The following is a 20394-nucleotide window of genomic DNA, read 5'->3' on the forward strand; positions in this document are numbered from 1 at the left end:
CGGGGACCGCACGGCGGTCCCCGGGCTCCGAGAAGAGGACAACCCCCATGACCAGCAACGCCCCCCTGATCGACACCGTCTACCACGACCTGGCCCTGCGGACCCTGGAGGTGATCCGGGTCACCCGGGTCACCCCCCGACTGGTCCGGGTCACCCTCGGCGGCCCCGAGCTGGCCGGGTTCATCGACCGGGCGCCCGCCGACCACGTCAAGGCCTTCTTCCCGGCGCCCGGCCAGCTGGAGCCCGTGCTCCCCCTGCTCGGCGACGACGACGAGGGCCTGATCTTCCCTGACGTCCCGCCGTTCCCGATCTCCCGCGACTACACCACCCGCCGCTTCGACCCGGTGGCCGGCGAGCTGGACCTCGACTTCGTCCTGCACGGCAGCGGCGTCGCCTCGGTCTGGGCCGCGCAGGCCGCCCCCGGCCAGAAGCTCGGTCTGGCCGGGCCCCGCGGCTCGGTGATGGTCCCGCTGGAGTTCGACTGGTACCTGCTGGCCTCCGACGAGACCGGCCTGCCCGGTCTGAGCCGGTACCTGGAGATCCTGCCGGAGGGAGCGATCGCCAAGGTGTTCATCCTGGTGGACGACGCCGGTGAGGAGCACCACCTGGAGACCAAGGCCGACGCCGCGATCACCTGGGTGCACCGCGACGGCCTGGCCCACGGCGAGGGCGACCTGCTCCACCGGGCGATCAGCGCCCTGGAGTTCCCGCCCGGGCGGCCCTACGTCTGGATCACCGGCGAGGCCGGCGAGCTGAAGCCGATCCGCCGCCACCTGCGCGCCGCCGGGTTCGACCGGGACTACACGGACGTCGACGGCTACTGGAAGCGCGGCACCGTCAACCTGGACCACCACCTCGCCGACGACGACGAGGAGGAGCCGGGCGCCGACGCCGCCTCCTGACCGCCCGTCACCGCGGAGGCGCGGGTCCGTCCCCCGGGTGGGGCGGGCCCGCGCCTCCGCGGTGCGGTGGGTCCGGTCGGCTCAGCGGCGTCCGGACCGCCACTCGTGGAGCAGCAGCCAGACGAGGTAGAGCCCGCCGATCGCCGCCGTCATGATGCCGACCGGCAGCTGGATCGGGGCCACCACCCGCTGGGCCGCGAGGTCGCTGAGGCAGAGCAGCAGCGCCCCCATCAGCGCGGAGGGCAGCAGGCTGACGCCGGCGGCCCGGCCGAGGCGGCGGGCGAGCTGCGGTGCGGCCAGGGCGACGAAGGAGATCGGCCCGGCCGAGGCGGTGGCGACGGCCGAGAGCAGCACGGCGGAGACCACCAGCAGGGCGCGTGAGCGTTCCACCGGCACGCCGAGCGCCTTCGCCGCGTCGTCGCCGGCCTCCATCAGCCGCAGGTGCCGGCCGAGCAGCAGGACGGCGGGCAGCAGGAGCCCGATCGCGAGCGCCGCGGGGCCGAACTGGTCCCATCCGCGACCGTTCAGCGAGCCGGTGAGCCAGACCGCCGCGGCCTGCGCCTCGTCGATCGACGCCTCGATCATCAGGTAGGCGTTGACCGAACTCAGCAGCGCCCCCGCCGCGATCCCGACCACGATCAGCCGGTAGCCCTGCACGCCGCGCCGGTAGGCCAGCAGGTAGACCGTCAGGGCGGTGGCGAACCCGCCGCCGACCGCGCCGAGCGCCACCGCGAACGGTCCGCCGCCGAACACGAGGATCTGCAGGAGCGCCCCGGTCGCGGCGCCGGTCTCGAACCCGATCAGGTCCGGGCTGCCCAGCGGGTTGCGGGCCAGGCTCTGGAACACGGCGCCGCTCAGGCCGAGGGCCGCGCCGACGATGAGGCCGACCGCGAGCCGGGGCAGCCGCAGGCTGTTCACCACGTAGTCGGTGGCCGCGGTCCCCTGGCCGGCCAGCGCCTTGACCACGTCGACGGGGGAGACCTGGAAGTCACCGGTGCCGAGGGTGACGACGGCCACGGTGAGCAGGGCGAGGGCCAGACCGCAGCCGGCCACCAGCGGACGCCGGGCGACCCGCAGCTGCAGGGGACCGAGGCGGATCCGCAGGCCGGGGACGAGCCGGGCCGGGTCCGGTACCGCGGGCGCGGGCAGGGCGCGGGGGGCCGACGGGGGCAGCAGGGTGCCGGACGGGCTGTCCGGGAGGGGGCTCACAGCTGGGGGACCTTCCGGCGGCGGACCAGGGCGACGAGGACGGGGGCGCCCAGGGCGGCGGTGACGATGCCGACGGCCAGTTCGTCGGGGCGGACCAGGATCCGCCCGAGCACGTCGGCGCCGAGCAGCAGGGCGGGGGACAGGACCAGGCAGTAGGCCAGCAGCCAGCGCTGGTCCGGCCCGGTGACGAGCCGTACGGCGTGCGGCACGATGAGGCCGACGAAGCCGATCGGCCCGACGGCGGCGGTCGCCGCGCCGCAGAGCAGGGCGACCGCCACCGCGCCGAGCACCCGGGTGCGGGCCGGCCGGGCCCCGAGCGCGCTGCCGATGTCGTCGCCGAGGGCCAGCGCGTTCAGCGGACCGGCCAGGGCGAGGGCGAGCACGATGCCGGTCAGCAGGAACGGCGTCACCTGGAGGAGAACGGCGTCGCTGCGCCCGGCGAGGGTGCCGACGGACCAGGTGCGCAGGGTGGCGAAGGAGTCGCGGTCCAGGAAGGTGAGGGTGGAGATGCCCGCGATGAGCGAGGCGTTGACCGCGGTGCCGGCCAGGACCAGCCGGATCGGGGAGGCGGCCGAGCGGCCCGCGGTGCCGAGGGTGTAGACGGCGGTCGCGGTGAGCGCGGCGCCGGCCAGGGCGAACCAGACGTAGCCGGCCAGGGTGGTGACGTGGAAGAGGCCGATGCCGGCGACGACGGCGGCGGAGGCGCCGGACTCGATGCCGAGCAGGCCCGGGTCGGCGAGCGGGTTGCGGGTGAGCGCCTGCATGAGGGCGCCGGCCAGGCCGAGGCCCGCGCCCACCGCTAGTCCCAGCAGGGTCCGGGTGAGCCGGTAGTCCTGGACGATGACGGCGTTCTCGGTTCCGTCGGGTGCGAAGAGCCCGTGCAGGACGGTGGTGAAGGGGATGGATCGTGCACCCACCGAGATGCTGAGCACCACGATCACGAGGAGCAGCAGGAGGGCGGCCAGCAGCCCTGCGGCGCGTAGTCGGGGCGCGGTCCGTCGGGACCGGAGGGGTTCGGCGGGGCCGCCCGCGGGGACCCCTTGCTGAACGAGGCTCACTCGTGCACTCACTCCTCGGAGGGTGGGGCGGAACACTCTCCGCCACGATTTTTAGTTAGGTGAGCCTATCCTAAATTGGCCGGATTCGGTGCCCGGTCCGGGCGCCCGGACCGGCCTCGCCGCGGCCCCTCCGGGCGGCCGCTGACCGGGGGTTGGCGACCCGTCAGGAGTCGGCCGGACCGGCTCCGTGCGGCGCCGGAGGGGTGGCGGAACCTCGCCGCCCGCCGGGCTCGCGGTCGTGACGGGGCAGAGTGGGCAATGTAAGGTCAACCTTGCCTAACCAGGGCCGGGCGGGGGACTCACCTTCCTCGACCGTGACCGGGCGGGCTGGTGGGACACGGTGCGGCCGGAATGAACGAGTTGAGACAAAGGACGCGTGGGACTGGTGGGCAGAGGCAGTGTGAGTCCTGGCAGGTCCGGCGGAGTCGGAGCCGGGCGGCGCCCGCCCGGTCTCCAGGAGTGCCTGTCCGACCTGAGGCGCTTCCGGGGTTCCACCGTCGTCGTGAAGTTCGGCGGCAACGCGATGGTGGACGAGGCCCGGAAGGCCGCCTTCGCCCGGGACGTCGTCCTCCTGCGCTACGCGGGCCTTCGCCCGGTGGTCGTGCACGGCGGCGGCCCGCAGATCGGCGCACAGCTCCAACGGCTCGGACTGACCTCCTCGTTCACGGCCGGCCTGCGGGTCACCACGCCGGAGGCCATGGAGGCCGTCCGGATGGTGCTGGCTGGTCAGGTCCAGCGGGAGCTGGTCGGCCTGATCAACTCCCACGGGCCGTTCGCGGTCGGGATGACCGGCGAGGACGCGCACACCATGACCGCGCGCAAGCGCTACGCGGTGGTGGACGGCGAACGGGTTGACATCGGCCTCGTCGGCGAGGTCTCCTCCGTCAGTCCGTCGCTGCTGTCGACCCTGCTGGCGGACGGGCGCATCCCGGTGGTCTCCTCGGTCGCCCGGGGCGAGGACGGGAACGTCTACAACGTCAACGCCGACACGGCCGCCGCCGCGGTGGCGGGCGCGCTGCGTGCGGACGTGCTGCTGATGCTGACCGACGTCCCCGGCCTCTACCGTTCGTGGCCCTCCGACACCGAGGTGGTGTCGCGGCTCACCGCGCCCGAGCTGGCCGAGCTGCTGCCGGGCCTGACCGGGGGGATGGTGCCCAAGATGGAAGCCTGTCTCGACGCGCTGCGGGCGGGGGTGGGCGTCGTGCGGGTCCTGGACGGGCGGGTGCCCTACGCCCTGCTGCGGTCCTTCGGTGACTCCTCCCCCGGGACGGAGATCGTGGCCCGGCCTGAGGCCCCGGCCGACACCCCGCATGCCGCGGTGCAGACGGCTCCCGCGCTGCGGTGAGCCCGTGAACGGGGCTCGAATGTCCTGATTCAGACGCTCTGTCCGGAAAATCCGGTCATGAGCACACCCGACTCGGAGAAACCGCTGATCGGAGCCCGGATGCGGGTCCGGTCAGTGAACTTGACTCCATGGCTCCGATAAGGGAACTTAGGCAAGCCTTGCCTTAGGTCTTCGGTGGTCACGCCGGGGTTCGACAGGTCCGGGAGCTCCGCTCCGGGCCCCTGAACGAGTAGTAGACGGAAGGATTGAGTCATGTCGCGCGAGAACGGCGCAAACTACGGAGGTGGCAGCGTCGACGACCTGGTCGGCATAGGCTTCGGCCCGGCCAACCTGGCCCTGGCGATCGCGATCGACGACCACAACCGTCGCAACCCCGGGCAGTCGCTCGGCGTCCGCTTCCTGGAGAAGCAGGAACGTTTCGGATGGCACCGGGGCATGCTGCTGGACGGCGCCACCATGCAGGTCTCCTTCCTCAAGGACCTGGTGACCCTGCGTGACCCGCGAAGCCGCTTCACCTTCCTGTCCTACCTCCAGGAGCGGGGCCGGCTGGTCGACTTCATCAACCTGAAGTCCTTCTACCCGACCCGCCTGGAGTTCCACGACTACTTCGAGTGGTGCGCCGCGGAGTTCACCGACCAGGCCGCCTACGGCCGCAAGGTCACCGCCGTGCGGCCGGTGGAGTCCGACGGCCGGATCGACAGCGTCGAGGTCGTCTCCGAGGCGGTCACCGGTGGCGACCAGGAGGTCCGCCGGGCCCGGAACATCACGGTCGGCACGGGTCTGACCCCGCGTGTCCCCGACGGCGTCACGCTCGGCGAGCGCGTCTGGCACGCCCGGGACCTGCTGCTGCAGGCACCCACGCTGGTCGGCCAGGAACTGCGCCACCGCCGGATCGCCGTGGTCGGCGCCGGCCAGTCGGCCGCCGAGGCGGTCGAGTACCTCCACCGCACGTTCCCCGACGCCGAGATCTGCGCGGTCCTCTCCCGCTACGGCTACAGCCCGGCCGACGACAGCCCCTTCGCCAACCGGATCTTCGACCCGGCCGCGGTCGACGAGTTCTACGGGGCCTCCGAGGAGGCCAAGCAGACCCTGCTCCGCTACCACGCGAACACCAACTACTCCGTGGTCGACGGCGATCTGATCGAGCAGCTCTACCGGATCGTCTACCAGGAGAAGGTCGCCGGCCGCGAGCGGCTGCGCGTCCTCAACGCCAACCGCCTGACCGGTGTCGCCCAGCACACGGACGGCGTGCGCGCCGAGGTCCGCTCGCTGACCACCGGCGAGGAGCAGACCCTCGACTGCGACGCGGTCGTCCTCGCCACCGGCTACACCCACGTGGACCCCCGTGAGCTGCTCGGCGACCTCGCCCCCACGCTCCTCACCGACGAGCAGGGCCGCCTGCGCGTCGACCGCGACCACCGGGTGCTGACCGAGGACCACGTCGACGTGGGGATCTACCTCCAGGGCGGCACCGAGCACACCCACGGGATCACCTCCGCCCTGCTCTCGACCCTGGCCATCCGCTCCGGGGAGATCTGCGACTCGCTCCTGCTGCGCCAGACCGGCGCCCAGCTGCGGGCCCAGAACAGCCGCCTCGGCGTAGCCGGCTGACCACGGATCCCGGGCCACCGGCCCGGATCCACCCGGCCGGACCCACCGAACCGCACACCCTCGCTACCGAACGGACCTTCAGCATGAGCGCCAGCACCGCACCGGGCCCGACGGGCTTCGACCCGGACACCGTCCGGGCGGACATCGCCGACATCCTCGGCGAGCGCCCGGAGGACATCGGTGACGACGACGACCTGCGCGACCTCGGCCTCGACTCGATGCGCGTGATGCACCTCGTCGAGGTCTGGCGCGCCCGCGGCGCCCGGGCCGAGTTCGCCGACCTGGCGGACCTCGGCGCGGAGCCCACCGTCGCCTCCTGGTCGGCCTACCTGAGCCGCGCCTGAGCCGCACCCGAGCCGCGCCCGGGGCACCACCCCGGGCCGTGCCCGAGCAGCACCCGAGCCGTACCCAGCAGGACCGGAACCGCCGAAACCGCCCGTGCCCCCAGGCACCGGGCCCCCTGGACTCCGGCGGGCTCGCCCGACACACCGAACCCGCCGCGCACCTCGTAACACTTCAAGGAGAACCATGAACACCCGAGCCCTGACGTCCCGCAGCGTCAGAATCGCCGCCGTCGCCGCCACCGCCGCGCTCACCCTCGCGGCCTGCGGCTCCAACGGCGACAGCAAGGACGCCGCGGGCACGCCCTCGGCCGGCAGCGCCGCGTCCGGCCCCGTGGTGGTCGAGGCCACCAACGGCAAGATCACCGTCCCGGCCGGCGTCAAGCGCATCGTCAGCGTCTCCTACGCCACCGGCGCCCTGCTCGACCTCGGCGTCCAGCCGGTCGGCACCAGCACCATCGACGACAACAACCCGATGGAGCTGCTGCCCTCGCAGACCGAGGCCGCGAAGAAGATCGAGCCGATCGGCTCCGGCATCGAGATCAACATCGAGAAGGTCGCCTCCCTCAAGCCCGACCTGATCGTGGTCGAGGGCGCCAGCGCCTTCGACTGGGGCATCAAGAAGCTCGAAGGCATCGCCCCCACCCTGTACTTCGGCGTCGACACCCCGGTCGACCTGCTCAACGCGCAGGAGAAGATCGCCACCGCCGTCGGCAAGGAGGCGGAGTTCAAGAAGCTGAAGTCCGACTACGACGCCAAGGCCGCGAAGATCAAGACGGACTACGCGACCAAGCTCAACTCCGTGAAGTGGACCATCGCCTCCTCCTACGGCGGCGGCGAGTTCCTGGTCGACACCAGCACCTCCTGGGTCGGCCGCGTCCTCAACGACGCGGGTGCCAAGTTCTCCCAGGCGTCCTCGGACACCAAGGAGCACGAGACCACCTACTCCGTCGAGAAGCTCGACGTCCTCGCCGACGCCGACCTCATCCTCGTCCCCAAGATGGCCGCCACCGGCGAGGTCCCGCAGGACACCAAGGACCTCGACAAGCAGCCGTCCTGGAAGAACCTCAAGGCCGTCCAGGCCGGCAAGGTCATCCCGGTCACCTACGCCACCACCGACCGGTACGGCACCTCGATCAACGTCCTCGACCAGATCGAGACCATCCTCAAGGGCCTCTAGCCCACCACGTCCGGGTGGCCGCCGCCCCGCGCGGCCACCCGGACGGACACCACCACATCGCACCAAGCGCACGAGCGCCCCGGGCTGGCAGGATCGGCGGGGCGGCGAACCGGGAAGGGCCGACCCCCATGCCAGAGGCTGGCACGACGACCACGCACGCCGACCAGGAATCTCCGCGGGAGCTGACAGCCGCCCAGGCGGGCATCCTCGCGGCCCAACGGATCGACCCGGACAACCCGGCGTACAACGTCGGCCAGTACGTGCGCATCGCCGGAGAGCTCGACGAGCAGCTGCTGGAAGCCGCCCTGCGCCGCACCCTCACCGAGGCCGACGGCCTGCACATCCGCCTCGCCGAGCAGGACGGCCGCACCGTGCGGCTCCCCGGCGCGTTCGACGCCGGGTCGTGGGCCCTGCACCGCCTCGACACCAGCGGCGCCACCGACCCGGTCGCCGCCGCCGCGGCCCTCGTCCACGACCAACTGGCCGTCCCCACCGTGCTGGAGGGGCCCGACGCGGGCCCGCTCACCGGTGCGCTGCTGGTACGCGTCGGCCCGGCCGACCACCTCTGGTTCCAGTGGTTCCACCACCTGGTCGTCGACGGCTACAGCGTCGCCCTGTTCAGCCGCCGCGTCGCCGAGGTCTACACGGCGCTCGCCACCGGCGCCGACGTCCCCGAGAGCCCGTTCCGGCCCGCCGACCTGCTGGCCGACGCCGAGCGCGACTACCTCGCCTCCGACCGGCCCGAGGCCGACCGCGCCTACTGGCGCGAGCGCTTCGCCGACCGGCCGGCCGTCGTCGGCCTCACCGAACCCACCGCCGCGGCCGCCCCCACCGCCCTGCGCCACCGCATCGAGCTGCCCGCCGAGCAGTCCGCGACCGTGCTCGCCGCGGCCCGTGCGTCCCGCACCACCTGGGCCGAGGCCGCCAACGCCGCCTTCGCCGCCTACCTGCACCGGATGACCGGCGCGGCCGACGCCGTCCTCGGCATGCACTTCATGGCCCGCACCGCCCCCGGCACGCTGCGGGTGCCCGGCATGGCCGTCAACATCCTCCCCGTGCGGCTGCCCGTCGCGGGCACGGACACCTTCGCCGCGCTGCTGCGCCGCTCCGCCGAGGAGCTCAAGGCCGTGCGCCGCCACCAGCTCCACCGCGGTGAGGACATCCGCCGCGACCTCGGCCTGGTCGGCACCGACGGGCGCCTGCACGGGCCGATGCTCAACATCAAGCCCTTCGACCTCGACCTCGACTTCGCGGGCAGCCCCGGTACCACCGTCAACCTGGCCTCCGGGCCGGTCGAGGACTTCGCGCTCTCCGTCCACAAGACCCCGGACGACCGCCTGGTCCTGGAGTTCGACGCCAACCCGGTGCTCTACGGCGAGGGCGAACTCGCCCGCCACGCCGACCGGTTCGCCGCCCTGCTGACCCGCCTCGCCACCTCGCCCGAGCAGCCGCTGGCCGAGCTGCCGCTGCTCGCCGACGCCGAGCGCGAGGCCGTCCTGCACGGCTGGAACGCCACCGCCCGCGAGGTCCGCGAGGGCACCCTGGTCAGCCGGATCGCCGAGCGCGCCGCCGCCACCCCCGACGCCACCGCCGTGGTCGCCGAGGGCCGCACCCTGACCTACGCCGAGCTCGACGCCCGCGCCACCGCCCTCGCCCGCGCGCTGCGCGCCGCCGGGGCCGGCCCGGACCGGGTGGTCGGCGTCGCCGTGCCCCGCTCCGCCGAGCTGATGGTCGCCCTGCTCGGCGTCCTCAAGGCCGGCGCCGCCTACCTGCCGCTGGACGCCGACTACCCGGCCGACCGGCTGGCCCACATGGTCGAGGACGCCGCGCCGGTGCGCGTCGTCACCGTCCGCGCACTGCTGGAGCGGCTCCCCGAGGCCGCCCGCGCCGCCGCCCTGCTGGTCGACGAGCTCGCCGACGCCGACGCCGACACCGACGCCGCCGGGCACCCCGCGCTCCCCGAGCCCGGCCCCGACCACGCCGCGTACCTGATCTACACCTCCGGCTCGACCGGCCGACCCAAGGGCGTCGTGGTCACCCACCGCGCCATCGTCAACCGGCTCGCCTGGATGCAGCACGCCTACCGCCTCGGCGCCGACGACCGCGTCCTGCAGAAGACCCCGGCCAGCTTCGACGTGTCCGTCTGGGAGTTCTTCTGGGCGCTGTGCGAGGGCGCCACCGTCGTCCTCGCCCGCCCCGAGGGCCACAAGGACCCCGCCTACCTCGCCGCGCTGATCGCCGAGGAGCGCGTCACCACCCTGCACTTCGTCCCCTCCATGCTGCGCGCCTTCCTGGAGGAGACCTCGGTCGCCGAGCGCTGCGCCGGACTGCGCCGCGCCTTCTGCTCCGGAGAGGCCCTGCCCGGCGACGTCGTCGACCGCTGGTACGCGACCCTCCCCGCGGTGCCGCTGCACAACCTCTACGGCCCCACCGAGGCCGCCGTCGACGTCACCCACCACCACACCGCGCCCGCCGCGGGCGTCGTCCCGATCGGCCGCCCGGTCTGGAACACCCGCCTCTACGTGCTGGACGCCGAGCTGCGACCCGCGCCGGTGGGCGTGCCCGGCGAGCTGTACCTGGCCGGCGTCCAGCTGGCCCGCGGCTACCTCGGCCGCCCCGGCCTCACCGCCGGCCGCTTCGTCGCCGACCCGCACGGCGGCCCGGGCGAGCGCATGTACCGCACCGGCGACCTCGTGCGCTGGGCGCCCGACGGCACCGTCGAGTACCTCGGCCGCACCGACGACCAGGTCAAGGTCCGCGGCTTCCGGATCGAGCTCGGCGAGATCGAGGCCGCCCTGGAGGCGCTCCCCGGCGTCGTCCAGGCCGCGGTGACCGCCCGTGAGCTGACCCCGGGCGGCGCCCGCCGGCTCGTCGGCTACCTGGTGCCCGCGCCCGCCGACGCCGAGGCGCTGCGCTCCGAACTCGCCCGCACCCTGCCCGAGCACATGGTCCCGGCCGTCCTGGTCGGCCTCGACACCCTGCCGCTGAGCCTCAACGGCAAGCTCGACCGCAAGGCCCTGCCCGCGCCCGCCACCGGCGGCGGCGAGAGCGGCGGCGCCCCGCGCACCGACGCCGAGCGCGTCCTCGCCTCGCTCGTCGCCGAGGTCCTCGGACTGACCGGCGACCAGGTCGGCGTCGACGACAACTTCTTCTCCCTCGGCGGCGACAGCATCTCCGCCATCCAGCTGGGCAGCCGCGCTCGCCGCGCCGGCTTCCGGATCACCCCGCGCGTGGTGTTCGAGCGGCGCACCGTCGCCCGCATCGCCGCCGTCGCCGAGGCCACCGGCGCCGCCACCGGCCCGTCCGCCGCCGCCGTCGCCGCGACCGGCCCGCTGCCGACCACCCCGATCAGCGAGTGGCTGCGCGAGCGCGGCGGCCCGATCGCCCGCTTCGGCCAGCACACCGTCGTCACCGTCCCGGCCGGCCTCGACCGGCAGCGGCTGGCCGCCGCCCTGGACACCCTGACCGACCACCACGACGCCCTGCGCCTGCGCCTGCACGTCGCCACGGACGGCGGCTGGACCCAGGAGGTCCGGCCCGCCGGCAGCGCGCCCGCCGCCGACCGGCTCCGGCACGTCGAGGTGACCGCCGGGGAGCTGACCGCCGCCGCCGCGGCCGAGCGGGAGGCCGCCGCCGACCGCCTCGACCCCGAGCAGGGCGTCGTCCTCCAGGCCGTCCACCTCGACGCCGGGGCCGACACCCCGGGCCTGCTCGTCCTCGCCGTCCACCACCTCGCCGTCGACGGCGTCTCCTGGCGCATCCTGCTGCCCGACCTGCGCGCCGCCTACGAGGGCCGGGCCCCGGAGCCCGTCACCACCCCGCTGCGCGCCTGGACCACCGGCCTCGCCGAGGCCGCCGCCGGCGACCGGGTCCGCGCCGCACTGCCCCTGTGGCAGGCCGTCCTGGCCGACGGCAGCGGACCGCTGCTGGGCGACCGCCCGCTCGACCCGGCCCGCGACACCGCCGCCACCACCGGGCGACTGCGGCTGACCCTGCCCGCCGAGCGCACCGCGCCGCTGCTCGGCGCCGTCCCCGCCACCCACCGGGCCGGCGTCGACCACGTCCTCCTCACCGGCCTGACCCTCGCGCTGCTCGCCCGCCGCCGCGCCCGCCTCGGCGCCGACGCCCGCCCCGACCTGCTGCTGCGCCTGGAGGGCCACGGCCGCGAGGACCACCTCGTCCCCGGCGCCGACACCACCCGCACGGTCGGCTGGCTCACCAGCGAGTTCCCCGTCCGGTTCGACCTCTCCGGCGTCGACCCCGAGGCCGCGCTCGCGGGCGGGCCCGCCGCCGGCCGCGCCCTCGCGCTCGTCAAGGAGCAGCTCCGCGCCCTGCCCGACGCGGGCGCCGGCTACGGCCTGCTGCGCCGGCTCGACCCGCCGTCCGCCGCCGCCCTCGCGGACGTCGCCGAGCCCCAGCTGCTCTTCAACTACCTGGGCCGCTTCGCCGCCACCGGTGAGGAGTGGACGGTCGCCCCGCAGACCGGGGACGCCGTCACCGCCTCCGCCGACCCCGGCCTGCCCTGCGCCCACGCGCTGGAGATCGGCGCCTTCGTCCACGACGGGCCCGACGGCCCCGAGCTGACCGTCCAGCTCACCTGGCCGCACGGCGTGTTCGGCGAGGACGCCGTCCGCGAGACGGCCGAGAGCTGGTTCGCCCACCTCGACGCGCTCACCCGCTACGCCGCCCGCCCCGACGCCGGCGGCCTCACCCCCTCCGACGTGCCGCTCGCCCCGGTCACCCAGGCCGTCCTGGACCGCCTGGCCGCGGAGCACCCCGGCACCGAGGACGTCCTGCCGCTCTCCCCGCTCCAGGAGGGCCTGCTCTTCCACACCCTCCTCCAGGACGGGCAGGGCGCCGACGACCTCTACACCTCGCTCACCTCGCTCGACCTGCGCGGCCCGCTGGACCGCACCGCTCTGGTCCGGGCCGTCGACGAGGTCGTCAACCGGCACACCGCCCTGCGCGCCGGCTTCCTCGGCGAGGGCCTTCCGGAGCCGCTCCAGCTGGTCGCCGGCCGGGTCCGGGTGCCCTGGACCGAGCACGACCTGACCGCGCTGCCCGCCGAGCGGCAGGACGCCGAGACCGCCCGCGTCGAGGACGCCGAGGCCTCCCGCCGCTTCGACCTGGCCCGGCCGCCGCTGGTGCGCTGCGCCCTCGTCGCCCTCGGCACCGACCACCACCGGCTGGTCCTGACCCGCCACCACATCGTCATGGACGGCTGGTCCACGCCCGTCCTGCTGCGCGAGCTCGTCACCGCGTACGGCGCCGGCGGCGACACCGCCGCGCTGCCCGCCGCAGCCCCGTTCGCCGACCACCTCGGCTGGCTGGCCGCCCGCGACACCGGCGCCGACACCGCCGCCTGGCGACAGGCCCTGGCGGGCCTCGCCGCGCCGACCCTGCTGGCCGACAGCCTCGGCACCCCCGCCGCCGGCCCGGCCGCCGCCGACGGCTCCGCCGCGGGCCGGGAGATCGACCTGCCGATCCCCGCCGAGCTGTCCGCCGCCCTCACCACGACCGCCCGCGAGCACGGACTGACCCTCAACACCCTGGTCCAGGGCGCCTGGGCGGTCCTCCTCGGCCGCCTCACCGGCCGCACCGACGTGGTGTTCGGCGCCACCGTCTCCGGCCGCCCCGGCGACCTGCCCGGCGTCGAGTCGATGGTCGGCCTGTTCAGCAACACCGTTCCGGTGCGCTTCCGGCCGGACGAGGACGAGACGGTCGGGGAGATGCTGCTCCGCCTCCAGGCGCAGCAGTCCGGCCTGCTCGACCACCAGTACCTCGGCCTCGCCGACATCCAGGCGCTGGCCGGCCACGGCACCCTCTTCGACACCCTGCTGGTCTTCGAGAACTACCCGGTCGACCCCGACCACCTCACCGCCCGCGGCCTGCGGGTCGCCGGTATCGGCAACCGGGGCGCCACCCACTACCCGCTCACCGTGCTCACCCTCCCCGGCGAGGCCCCGCAGTTGACCGTCGAGTACCGCCCCGACGTGTTCACCGCCGAGCAGGCCGCCGCCGTCGGCGAGCGCCTGCTGCGGGTGCTCGCCACCATCGCCACCGCGCCCGACACCACCGTCGGCGCGCTGGAGATCCTCTCGCCGGCCGAACGCCGCACCGTGCTGGAGGAGTGGAACGCCACCGCGCGCGCCGTCCCCGCCGGCACCGTCGTCGACGCCTTCGCGGCCCGCGCCGCCGCCGTGCCCGAGGAGACCGCCGTCGTCTTCGGCGACCAGCGGCTCGACTACGCCGAACTCGCCGCCCGCGTCGACCGCACGGCCCGCCACCTCGCCGCGCTCGGCGCCGGCCCCGGCCGGGTCGTGGCGCTGGCGCTGCCCCGCTCGGCCGACCTGGTCGCCGCCCTGCTCGGCGTCCTCGCCTCCGGCGCCGCCTACCTGCCGATCGACCTCGACCACCCGGACGAGCGGATCGCGCTGATGCTGGAGGACGCCGACCCGCTGCTCACCCTGAGCACGCCCGAGGTCGCCGGCCGCCACCCGGTGCTGGCCGCCCACGGCAAGGGCGTCGTCACCCTCGCCGAACTCGGCACGCTGAGCGCCGAACCGACCCGCCCGCACGCCGACGACCTGGCGTACGTCATCCACACCTCCGGCTCCACCGGCCGCCCCAAGGGCGTCCAGGTCCCGCACCGCGGCCTCGCCAACATGCTGGAGCACCACGGCAACACCGTCTTCGCCCGGGCCGTCGACCGGGCCGGCGGGCGCCGCCTGCGCGCCGCGCACACCGCGTCCTTCTCCTTCGACTCCTCCTGGGAGCAGCTGCTCTGGCTCGTCCAGGGGCACGAGCTGCACGTCTACGGCGAGGACCTGCGCCGCGACCCGCAGGCCCTGGTCCAGCGCCTGCTCGCCGACCGCATCGACACCCTCGACGTCACCCCGTCGTTCGGTCAGCAGCTCGTCGAGTGGGGCCTGCTGGACTCCGAGCGGCACCGCCCGCTGCTCTTCCTGGTCGGCGGCGAGGCCGTCGGCGACGCCCTGTGGACCCGCATCCGCGCGACCGAGGGCGTGCTCGGCCACAACTTCTACGGCCCCACCGAGTACACCGTCGACACGCTCGGTGCCGCACTCGACGACAGCCCCACCCCGTTCGTCGGCCGCCCGATCGGCAACACCCGGGTGTACGTGCTGGACGCCCGGCTCCGGCCCGTCCCGGCCGGCGTCGCCGGCGAGCTGTACATCGCCGGCCCCGGCCTGGCCCGCGGCTACGGCAACCGGCCCGCGCTCACCGCGAGCCGCTTCGTCGCCGACCCGTACGGGGCCCCCGGCGGCCGGATGTACCGCACCGGGGACGTCGTGCGCCACCGCCCCGACGGCAGCCTGGACTTCCTGGGCCGCGACGACGACCAGGTGAAGATCCGCGGCTTCCGCGTCGAGCCCGGCGAGGTCGAGGCGGCCCTCGCCGCCCAGCCCGGCATCGCCCGGGCCGCCGTCCTGGCCCGCGCCGGCGGAGGCGGCGTCAAGCGGCTCGTCGGCTACGTCGTCGCGGCCCCCGGGGCCGTCGCCGACCCCGCCGCGCTGCGCACCGCGCTCGCCGAGGCGCTGCCCGAGTACATGGTCCCGGCGGCGATCGTCCCGCTGCCCGCGCTGCCGCTGAACGTCAACGGCAAGCTCGACCGGCAGGCCCTCCCCGAGCCCGGCGCCGACGCCTTCGCCGCCCCGGCCGGGCGGGCCCCGCGCACCGAGCGGGAGGCCGTGATCTGCGGCGTCTACGCCGAGGTGCTCGGCCTGCCCGCGGTCGGCATCGACGACGACTTCTTCGCCCTCGGCGGCCACTCGCTGCTCGCCACCCGGGTGATCGGCCGGCTGCGGGCCGCGCTCGGCACCGAGGTCGCCGTCCGCGACCTGTTCGAGAGCCGCACCCCCGTCGGCCTCGCCGCGCGGCTCGACGGCGCGGCGACCGGCCGCACCGCCCCCGCGGCCCGCCCGCGTCCCGAGCGGATCCCGCTGTCCGCCGCCCAGGCCCGGCTCTGGTTCCTCTACCGCCTCCAGGGCCCGAGCACCGCGTACACCATCCCGTGCGCGCTGCGGATCGACGGCCCGCTCGACGCGGACGCGCTGCGCGCCGCGTTCGGCGACGTGCTGGCCCGCCACGAGGCGCTCCGCACGGTCTTCCCCGACCACGACGGCCGGCCCTTCCAGCGGATCCTCGACCCCGGCACCGCCGGCGTCCCGTTCACCGTGGCGGAGGCCTCCGGGCACCGCCTGGACACCGAGGTCGCCGCGGCCGGCGCGTACGCCTTCGACCTGGCCACCGAGATCCCCGTCCGGGCGACCCTGGTGACCGCCGGCCCCGAGCGGCACGTGCTCAGCATCGCGCTGCACCACATCGCCGGTGACGAGTGGTCCGAGGGCGTGCTGCTGCGCGACCTCGACCTCGCCTACGCCGCCCGCCGGTCCGGCGCCGCCCCGGCGTTCGCGCCGCTGCCGCTCCAGTACGCCGACCACGCGCTCTGGCAGGCCGAGCTGCTCGCCGGGGCCGAGGGCCCGGGAGCCGAGCAGACCCGCTACTGGAGCGAGCGCCTGGCGGCGCTGCCCGCCGAGCTGACGCTGCCCACCGACCGGGCCCGCCCGGCCGAGGCCGGAGGACGCGGCGGCGCCGTGCGGCTGCGCCTGCCCGACGAGCTGCACGCCGCCCTGCGCGGCTACGCGCAGCGCACCGGGGCGACCCCGTTCATGGTCACCCAGGCCGCCGCGGCCCTGCTGCTCGGCAAGCTCGCCGGCACCGCCGACGTCGCGCTCGGCACTCCGGTCGCGGGCCGCACGGACGAGGTGCTGGAGTCCGTGGTCGGCTTCTTCGTCAACACCCTGGTGCTGCGCCACGACCTCTCCGGCGACCCGAGCTTCGACGAGCTGGTCGCCCGCTCCCGGGAGACCGTGCTCGGCGCGCTCGCCCACCAGGACCTGCCGTTCGACCGCCTGGTGGAGATCGTCAACCCCGAGCGCTCGCTCGCCCGCCACCCGCTGTTCCAGGTGATGGTCCAGCACCGCCGGGAGGCCGACGGCCTGGACCGCCTGCTCGGCGCCACCACCGCCCTGCTGCCCGACCCCGTCCACGCGGCCCGTTTCGACCTCGCCTTCACCTTCGTGGAGGCCGCCGACGGCAGCCGCACCGACCTGACCGTCATCCACGCCGACGACCTCTTCGACCGCGCCACCGCGCGGCTGTTCGGGGCCCGGCTGATGCGGGTCATGGAGCAGGCCCTCGCCGCCCCCGAGCGGCCGGTCGGCCGGATCGAGCCGACCGCCGCCCAGGAGCTCCGCGGCCTCGCGGGGGAGTGGAACGCCACCGCCATCCCGGTGCGCGAGGGGACCCTGGTGGACCGGATCGCCGAGCGCACCGCCGCCACCCCGGACGCCGTCGCGGTCGTCTTCGAGGGCGCCGTGCTGACCTACCGGCAGCTGGACGAGCGGGCCGGCCTGCTCGCCGGGGCGCTGACCGCCGCCGGCGCCGGCCCCGACCGGATCGTCGCCGTCGCCGTGCCCCGCTCCGCCGAGCTCATGGTCGCCCTGCTCGCCGTCCTCAAGGCCGGCGCCGCCTACCTGCCGCTGGACACCGAGTACCCGGTCGACCGGCTCACCGCCATGGTCGAGGACGCCGCCCCGGTGTGCGTGCTCACCGTCGCCGGCCTGGAGGGCGGCCTGCCCGCGGTGCCGGGCGTGCCGGTGCTCACCGTCGACGCCCGGGCGCAGCGGGCCGTGACGCCCACCGCCCCGGACGCCGACCACGCCGCGTACGTCATCTTCACCTCCGGCTCCACCGGCCGGCCGAAGGGCGTCGTCGTCACCCACCGGGCGATCGTCAACCGGCTCGACTGGATGCGCGAGGTCTACGGCATCAGCGCGGCCGACCGCGTCCTCCAGAAGACCCCGGCCAGCTTCGACGTGTCGGTCTGGGAGTTCTTCCTGCCCCTGGTCAGCGGTGCCCGCGTGGTGCTGGCCCGCCCCGGCGGCCACCGCGAGCCGGAGTACCTGGCCGCCCTGACCGCCCGCGAGTCCGTCACCGCCTGCCACTTCGTGCCGTCGATGCTCTCCGCCTTCACCGGCGCCGCCGAGCAGGACGCCGCCGTCCGCGAGGGCTTCGCGGGGGTGACGCGGGTCTTCTGCTCCGGCGAGGCCCTGCCCGCCGCCGCGGTGGACCGCTTCCTCGCCCTGTGGCCGCAGATCGAGCTGCACAACCTGTACGGGCCCACCGAGGCCGCCGTCGACGTCACCTACCACCGGGCGTGGGCCGGCTCGGGCGTCGTCCCGATCGGCCGCCCGGTCTGGAACACCCGCCTGCACGTCCTCGACGCCCGGCTGCGGCCGGTCCCGGTGGGCGTGCCCGGCGAGCTGTACCTGGCCGGCGTCCAGCTGGCCCGCGGCTACCTCGGCCGCCCCGGCCTGACCGCCGGCCGCTTCGTCGCCGACCCGCACGGTGCGCCCGGCACCCGGATGTACCGCACCGGCGACCTGGTGCGCCGCCGCATCGACGGCGAGGTCGAGTACCTCGGCCGCACCGACGACCAGGTCAAGGTCCGCGGCTTCCGGATCGAGCTCGGCGAGATCGAGTCCGCGCTCGCCGCCGTGCCCGGTGTCGGCCAGGCCGCCGTCACCGCCCGCGCCCTCACCGAGGGCGGCGCCCGTCAGCTGCTCGGCTACGTCGTCCCGCAGGCCGGGGCGAGCGTGGGCGGGGACGCCGTCCGGGCGGCCGTCGCCGCCGTGCTGCCCGAGCACATGGTGCCGGTGGTGGTCACCGTGCTGGACGCGCTGCCGCTGAGCGTCAACGGCAAGCTCGACCGCAAGGCCCTGCCGACCCCCGGCCGGCGGACCGAGCAGGCCGCCCCGGCGGCGTCCGGGCCGTCCGCGGCCGCCGCCCTGGCCCGGGTCTTCGCCGAGGTGCTCGGCCTGGCCGAGGTCGGCGAGGACGAGAACTTCTTCGCCCTCGGCGGGGACAGCATCGTCTCGATCCAGCTGATCAGCCGTGCCCGCAAGGCCGGCTACGACCTCGCGGCCAAGGACGTCTTCCAGTACCCGACCCCGGCCGCGCTGGCCGAGGCCAAGGGCCTGGCCGTCGCCCGCCCCGCCGGCCGGGCCCCGGCCGCCCCGGCCGCCGTCCCCGTCGACGGCGAACTGCCCGCCCTGCCGGTCGTGCACTGGCTGCGCGAGCGAGGCGGCCCCGTCGACCGCTTCAACCAGTCGGTGCTGGTCAGCGTCCCGGCGGGCCTGCGGGAGGAGCCGCTGCGCGCCGCCCTGGCCGCGCTGGCCGCCAACCACCCGGCGCTGCGGCTGCGCCTCGACCGGACCGACGGCCTGTGGACCCAGGAGGTCCTGCCCGCCGGCCAGGCCCCCGCCACCACCGAGCCGGACACCCTGCGCCGGATCGACGCCCGCGACGGCGACCTCGCCGCGCTACTGACCCGGGAGGCCGACGCGAGCGCCGCCGCGCTCGACCCCGCCGCCGGCCGGGTGCTGCGCGCCGCCTGGTTCGACGCCGGCGACGACCGGGACGGCCGCCTGCTGCTGACCGTCCACCACCTCGCGGTGGACGGCGTCTCCTGGCGGACCCTGCTGCCCAACCTGGCCACCGCCTACCAGGCCCTCGCCGGGGGCGGTCGCCCCGCCCTCGAACCCGAGGCGTACGGGCTGCGCGCCTGGGCCGAGCACCTGCTGACGCACGCCCAGGAGCGCGTCCGGGTCGCCGAGGCCGCCCACTGGCGCACCTCGCTGGCCGGGCCCGCCGGACCGCTGGCCCACCTCGCCGCCGACCCGGGGCGCGACACCGTCGCCACGGTGCGCACCCTGCACCGCACGCTGCCCGCCGACCGCACCGCCCCGCTGCTCACCGAGGTGCCCAAGGCGTTCGGCGCCGGCGTGGACGACGTCCTGCTCGCCGGTCTGGTGCTCGGCGCGGCCACCGCCCGCCCGGGCACCGCACCGGCCCTCCAGGTCGACCTGGAGGGGCACGGCCGCGGCGGCCACGACGGGCTGACCCCCGACCTCGCGGGCACCGTCGGCTGGTTCACCACCGTCCACCCCGTCCGGCTGGACCTCGACGGGATCGACCCCGCCGCCGCGCTCACCGGCGGCCCGGCCGCCGGCCAGGTGCTCAAGCAGGTCAAGGAGCAGCTGCGGGCCGCGCCCGACAAGGGCCTCGGCTTCGGCCTGCTGCGCCACCTCAACCCGCAGACGGCGGCGCTGCTGGGCACCGCCGGCGTCCCCCGCTCGCAGGTGCTGTTCAACTACCGGGGGCGTGCCGACGCCGCCGGCGGACCGCTCGGCGGCTGGCCGCTCGCCCCGCAGCCCGAGCGGGACGCCGTCGCCGCCGGGGCGGGCCCCGACCCGCTGATGGCCGCCGGCTACCCGGTGGAGATCGACGCGGTCGTCCGCGCCGGCGCCGACGGCCGGCCCGAGCTGGCCGTCGAGTGTAGCTGGCCGCAGGCCCTGCTGACGGAGGCCGAGGTCGCGGCGCTCGCCGACGCCTGGTTCGCCGCCCTCGACGCGCTCGCCCGGCACACCGCGGGCGGCGAGGCAGGCGGGGTCACCCCGTCCGACCTCAGCCTGGTCTCGCTGAAGCAGGCGCAGATCGACCGGCTGGAGTCCCGACTGCGCGGGCGGCGCCGCCGATGAGCGCCGCCCCGCCCCCGGAGCCCGGGCCCCCGCGGCCGGGGCTCCGGCCGGATCCGCCCCGGACGCCCCTCCCCGACCCGACCGACCACCACCTCCCCACCACCAGGACCGAGAAGACCGTG

Annotated in this window: 8 protein-coding genes; 6 read left to right on the forward strand and 2 right to left on the reverse strand. The window is 75.7% G+C overall.

Going from position 1 to position 20394, the window contains the following annotated elements; all coding sequences use genetic code 11:
- The first annotated feature begins 47 nt into the window (after positions 1-47).
- Complete coding sequence (locus ABZY91_RS15000; RefSeq protein ID WP_355402557.1) at positions 48-902, forward strand: siderophore-interacting protein; 855 nt, start codon at positions 48-50, stop codon at positions 900-902.
- A gap of 81 nt (positions 903-983) precedes the next feature.
- On the opposite strand, the gene ABZY91_RS15005 is transcribed toward ABZY91_RS15000, so the two are convergent.
- Positions 984-2111, reverse strand: a complete 1128-nt coding sequence (locus ABZY91_RS15005; protein WP_329880809.1) for an iron chelate uptake ABC transporter family permease subunit — start codon at positions 2109-2111, stop codon at positions 984-986.
- The gene (locus tag ABZY91_RS15010) at positions 2108-3169 is read right to left on the reverse strand and encodes an iron chelate uptake ABC transporter family permease subunit (RefSeq protein WP_329880807.1); all 1062 of its coding nucleotides are present in this window, start codon (positions 3167-3169) and stop codon (positions 2108-2110) included. Before ABZY91_RS15010 ends, ABZY91_RS15005 begins: the two co-directional genes overlap by 4 nt.
- A 463-nt stretch (positions 3170-3632) precedes the next feature.
- Here ABZY91_RS15010 and argB point away from each other — a divergent pair, with 463 nt between their 5' ends.
- The 5 genes from argB to ABZY91_RS15035 all read left to right on the forward strand — a co-directional run bounded on the left by argB (position 3633) and on the right by ABZY91_RS15035 (position 20272).
- A complete protein-coding gene (gene argB, locus ABZY91_RS15015; protein WP_329948950.1) occupies positions 3633-4514 on the forward strand; it encodes an acetylglutamate kinase in 882 nt (293 codons plus the stop codon).
- A 252-nt stretch (positions 4515-4766) separates the two neighbouring features.
- Positions 4767-6125 carry a lysine N(6)-hydroxylase/L-ornithine N(5)-oxygenase family protein gene (locus ABZY91_RS15020; RefSeq protein ID WP_355402559.1) on the forward strand — a complete coding sequence of 453 codons (1359 nt, stop codon included), beginning with the start codon at positions 4767-4769 and terminating at the stop codon, positions 6123-6125.
- An 83-nt stretch (positions 6126-6208) separates the two neighbouring features.
- Positions 6209-6469, forward strand: coding sequence for a phosphopantetheine-binding protein (locus tag ABZY91_RS15025; protein WP_329880803.1), 261 nt, complete (start codon positions 6209-6211; stop codon positions 6467-6469).
- Positions 6470-6653: 184 nt separating this feature from the next.
- The gene (locus tag ABZY91_RS15030) at positions 6654-7646 is read left to right on the forward strand and encodes an ABC transporter substrate-binding protein (RefSeq protein WP_329948946.1); all 993 of its coding nucleotides are present in this window, start codon (positions 6654-6656) and stop codon (positions 7644-7646) included.
- A 128-nt stretch (positions 7647-7774) separates the two neighbouring features.
- Positions 7775-20272: an amino acid adenylation domain-containing protein gene (locus ABZY91_RS15035; RefSeq protein ID WP_355402562.1), complete on the forward strand. Its 12498-nt coding sequence runs from the start codon at positions 7775-7777 to the stop codon at positions 20270-20272.
- The last annotated feature ends 122 nt before the right edge of the window (positions 20273-20394 follow it).

Origin of the sequence: Kitasatospora sp. NPDC002965 (assembly GCF_040611255.1) — a bacterium.
In the GTDB taxonomy this organism is placed as follows: Bacteria; Actinomycetota; Actinomycetes; order Streptomycetales; family Streptomycetaceae; genus Kitasatospora.

Coding starts and splice junctions, on each gene's coding strand:
- ABZY91_RS15020 (WP_355402559.1), top strand. CDS start 4,767: ATGTCGCGCGAGAACGGCGCAAACTACGGAGGTGGCAGCGTCGACGAC.
- ABZY91_RS15025 (WP_329880803.1), top strand. CDS start 6,209: ATGAGCGCCAGCACCGCACCGGGCCCGACGGGCTTCGACCCGGACACC.
- ABZY91_RS15035 (WP_355402562.1), top strand. CDS start 7,775: ATGCCAGAGGCTGGCACGACGACCACGCACGCCGACCAGGAATCTCCG.
- ABZY91_RS15030 (WP_329948946.1), top strand. CDS start 6,654: ATGAACACCCGAGCCCTGACGTCCCGCAGCGTCAGAATCGCCGCCGTC.
- ABZY91_RS15000 (WP_355402557.1), top strand. CDS start 48: ATGACCAGCAACGCCCCCCTGATCGACACCGTCTACCACGACCTGGCC.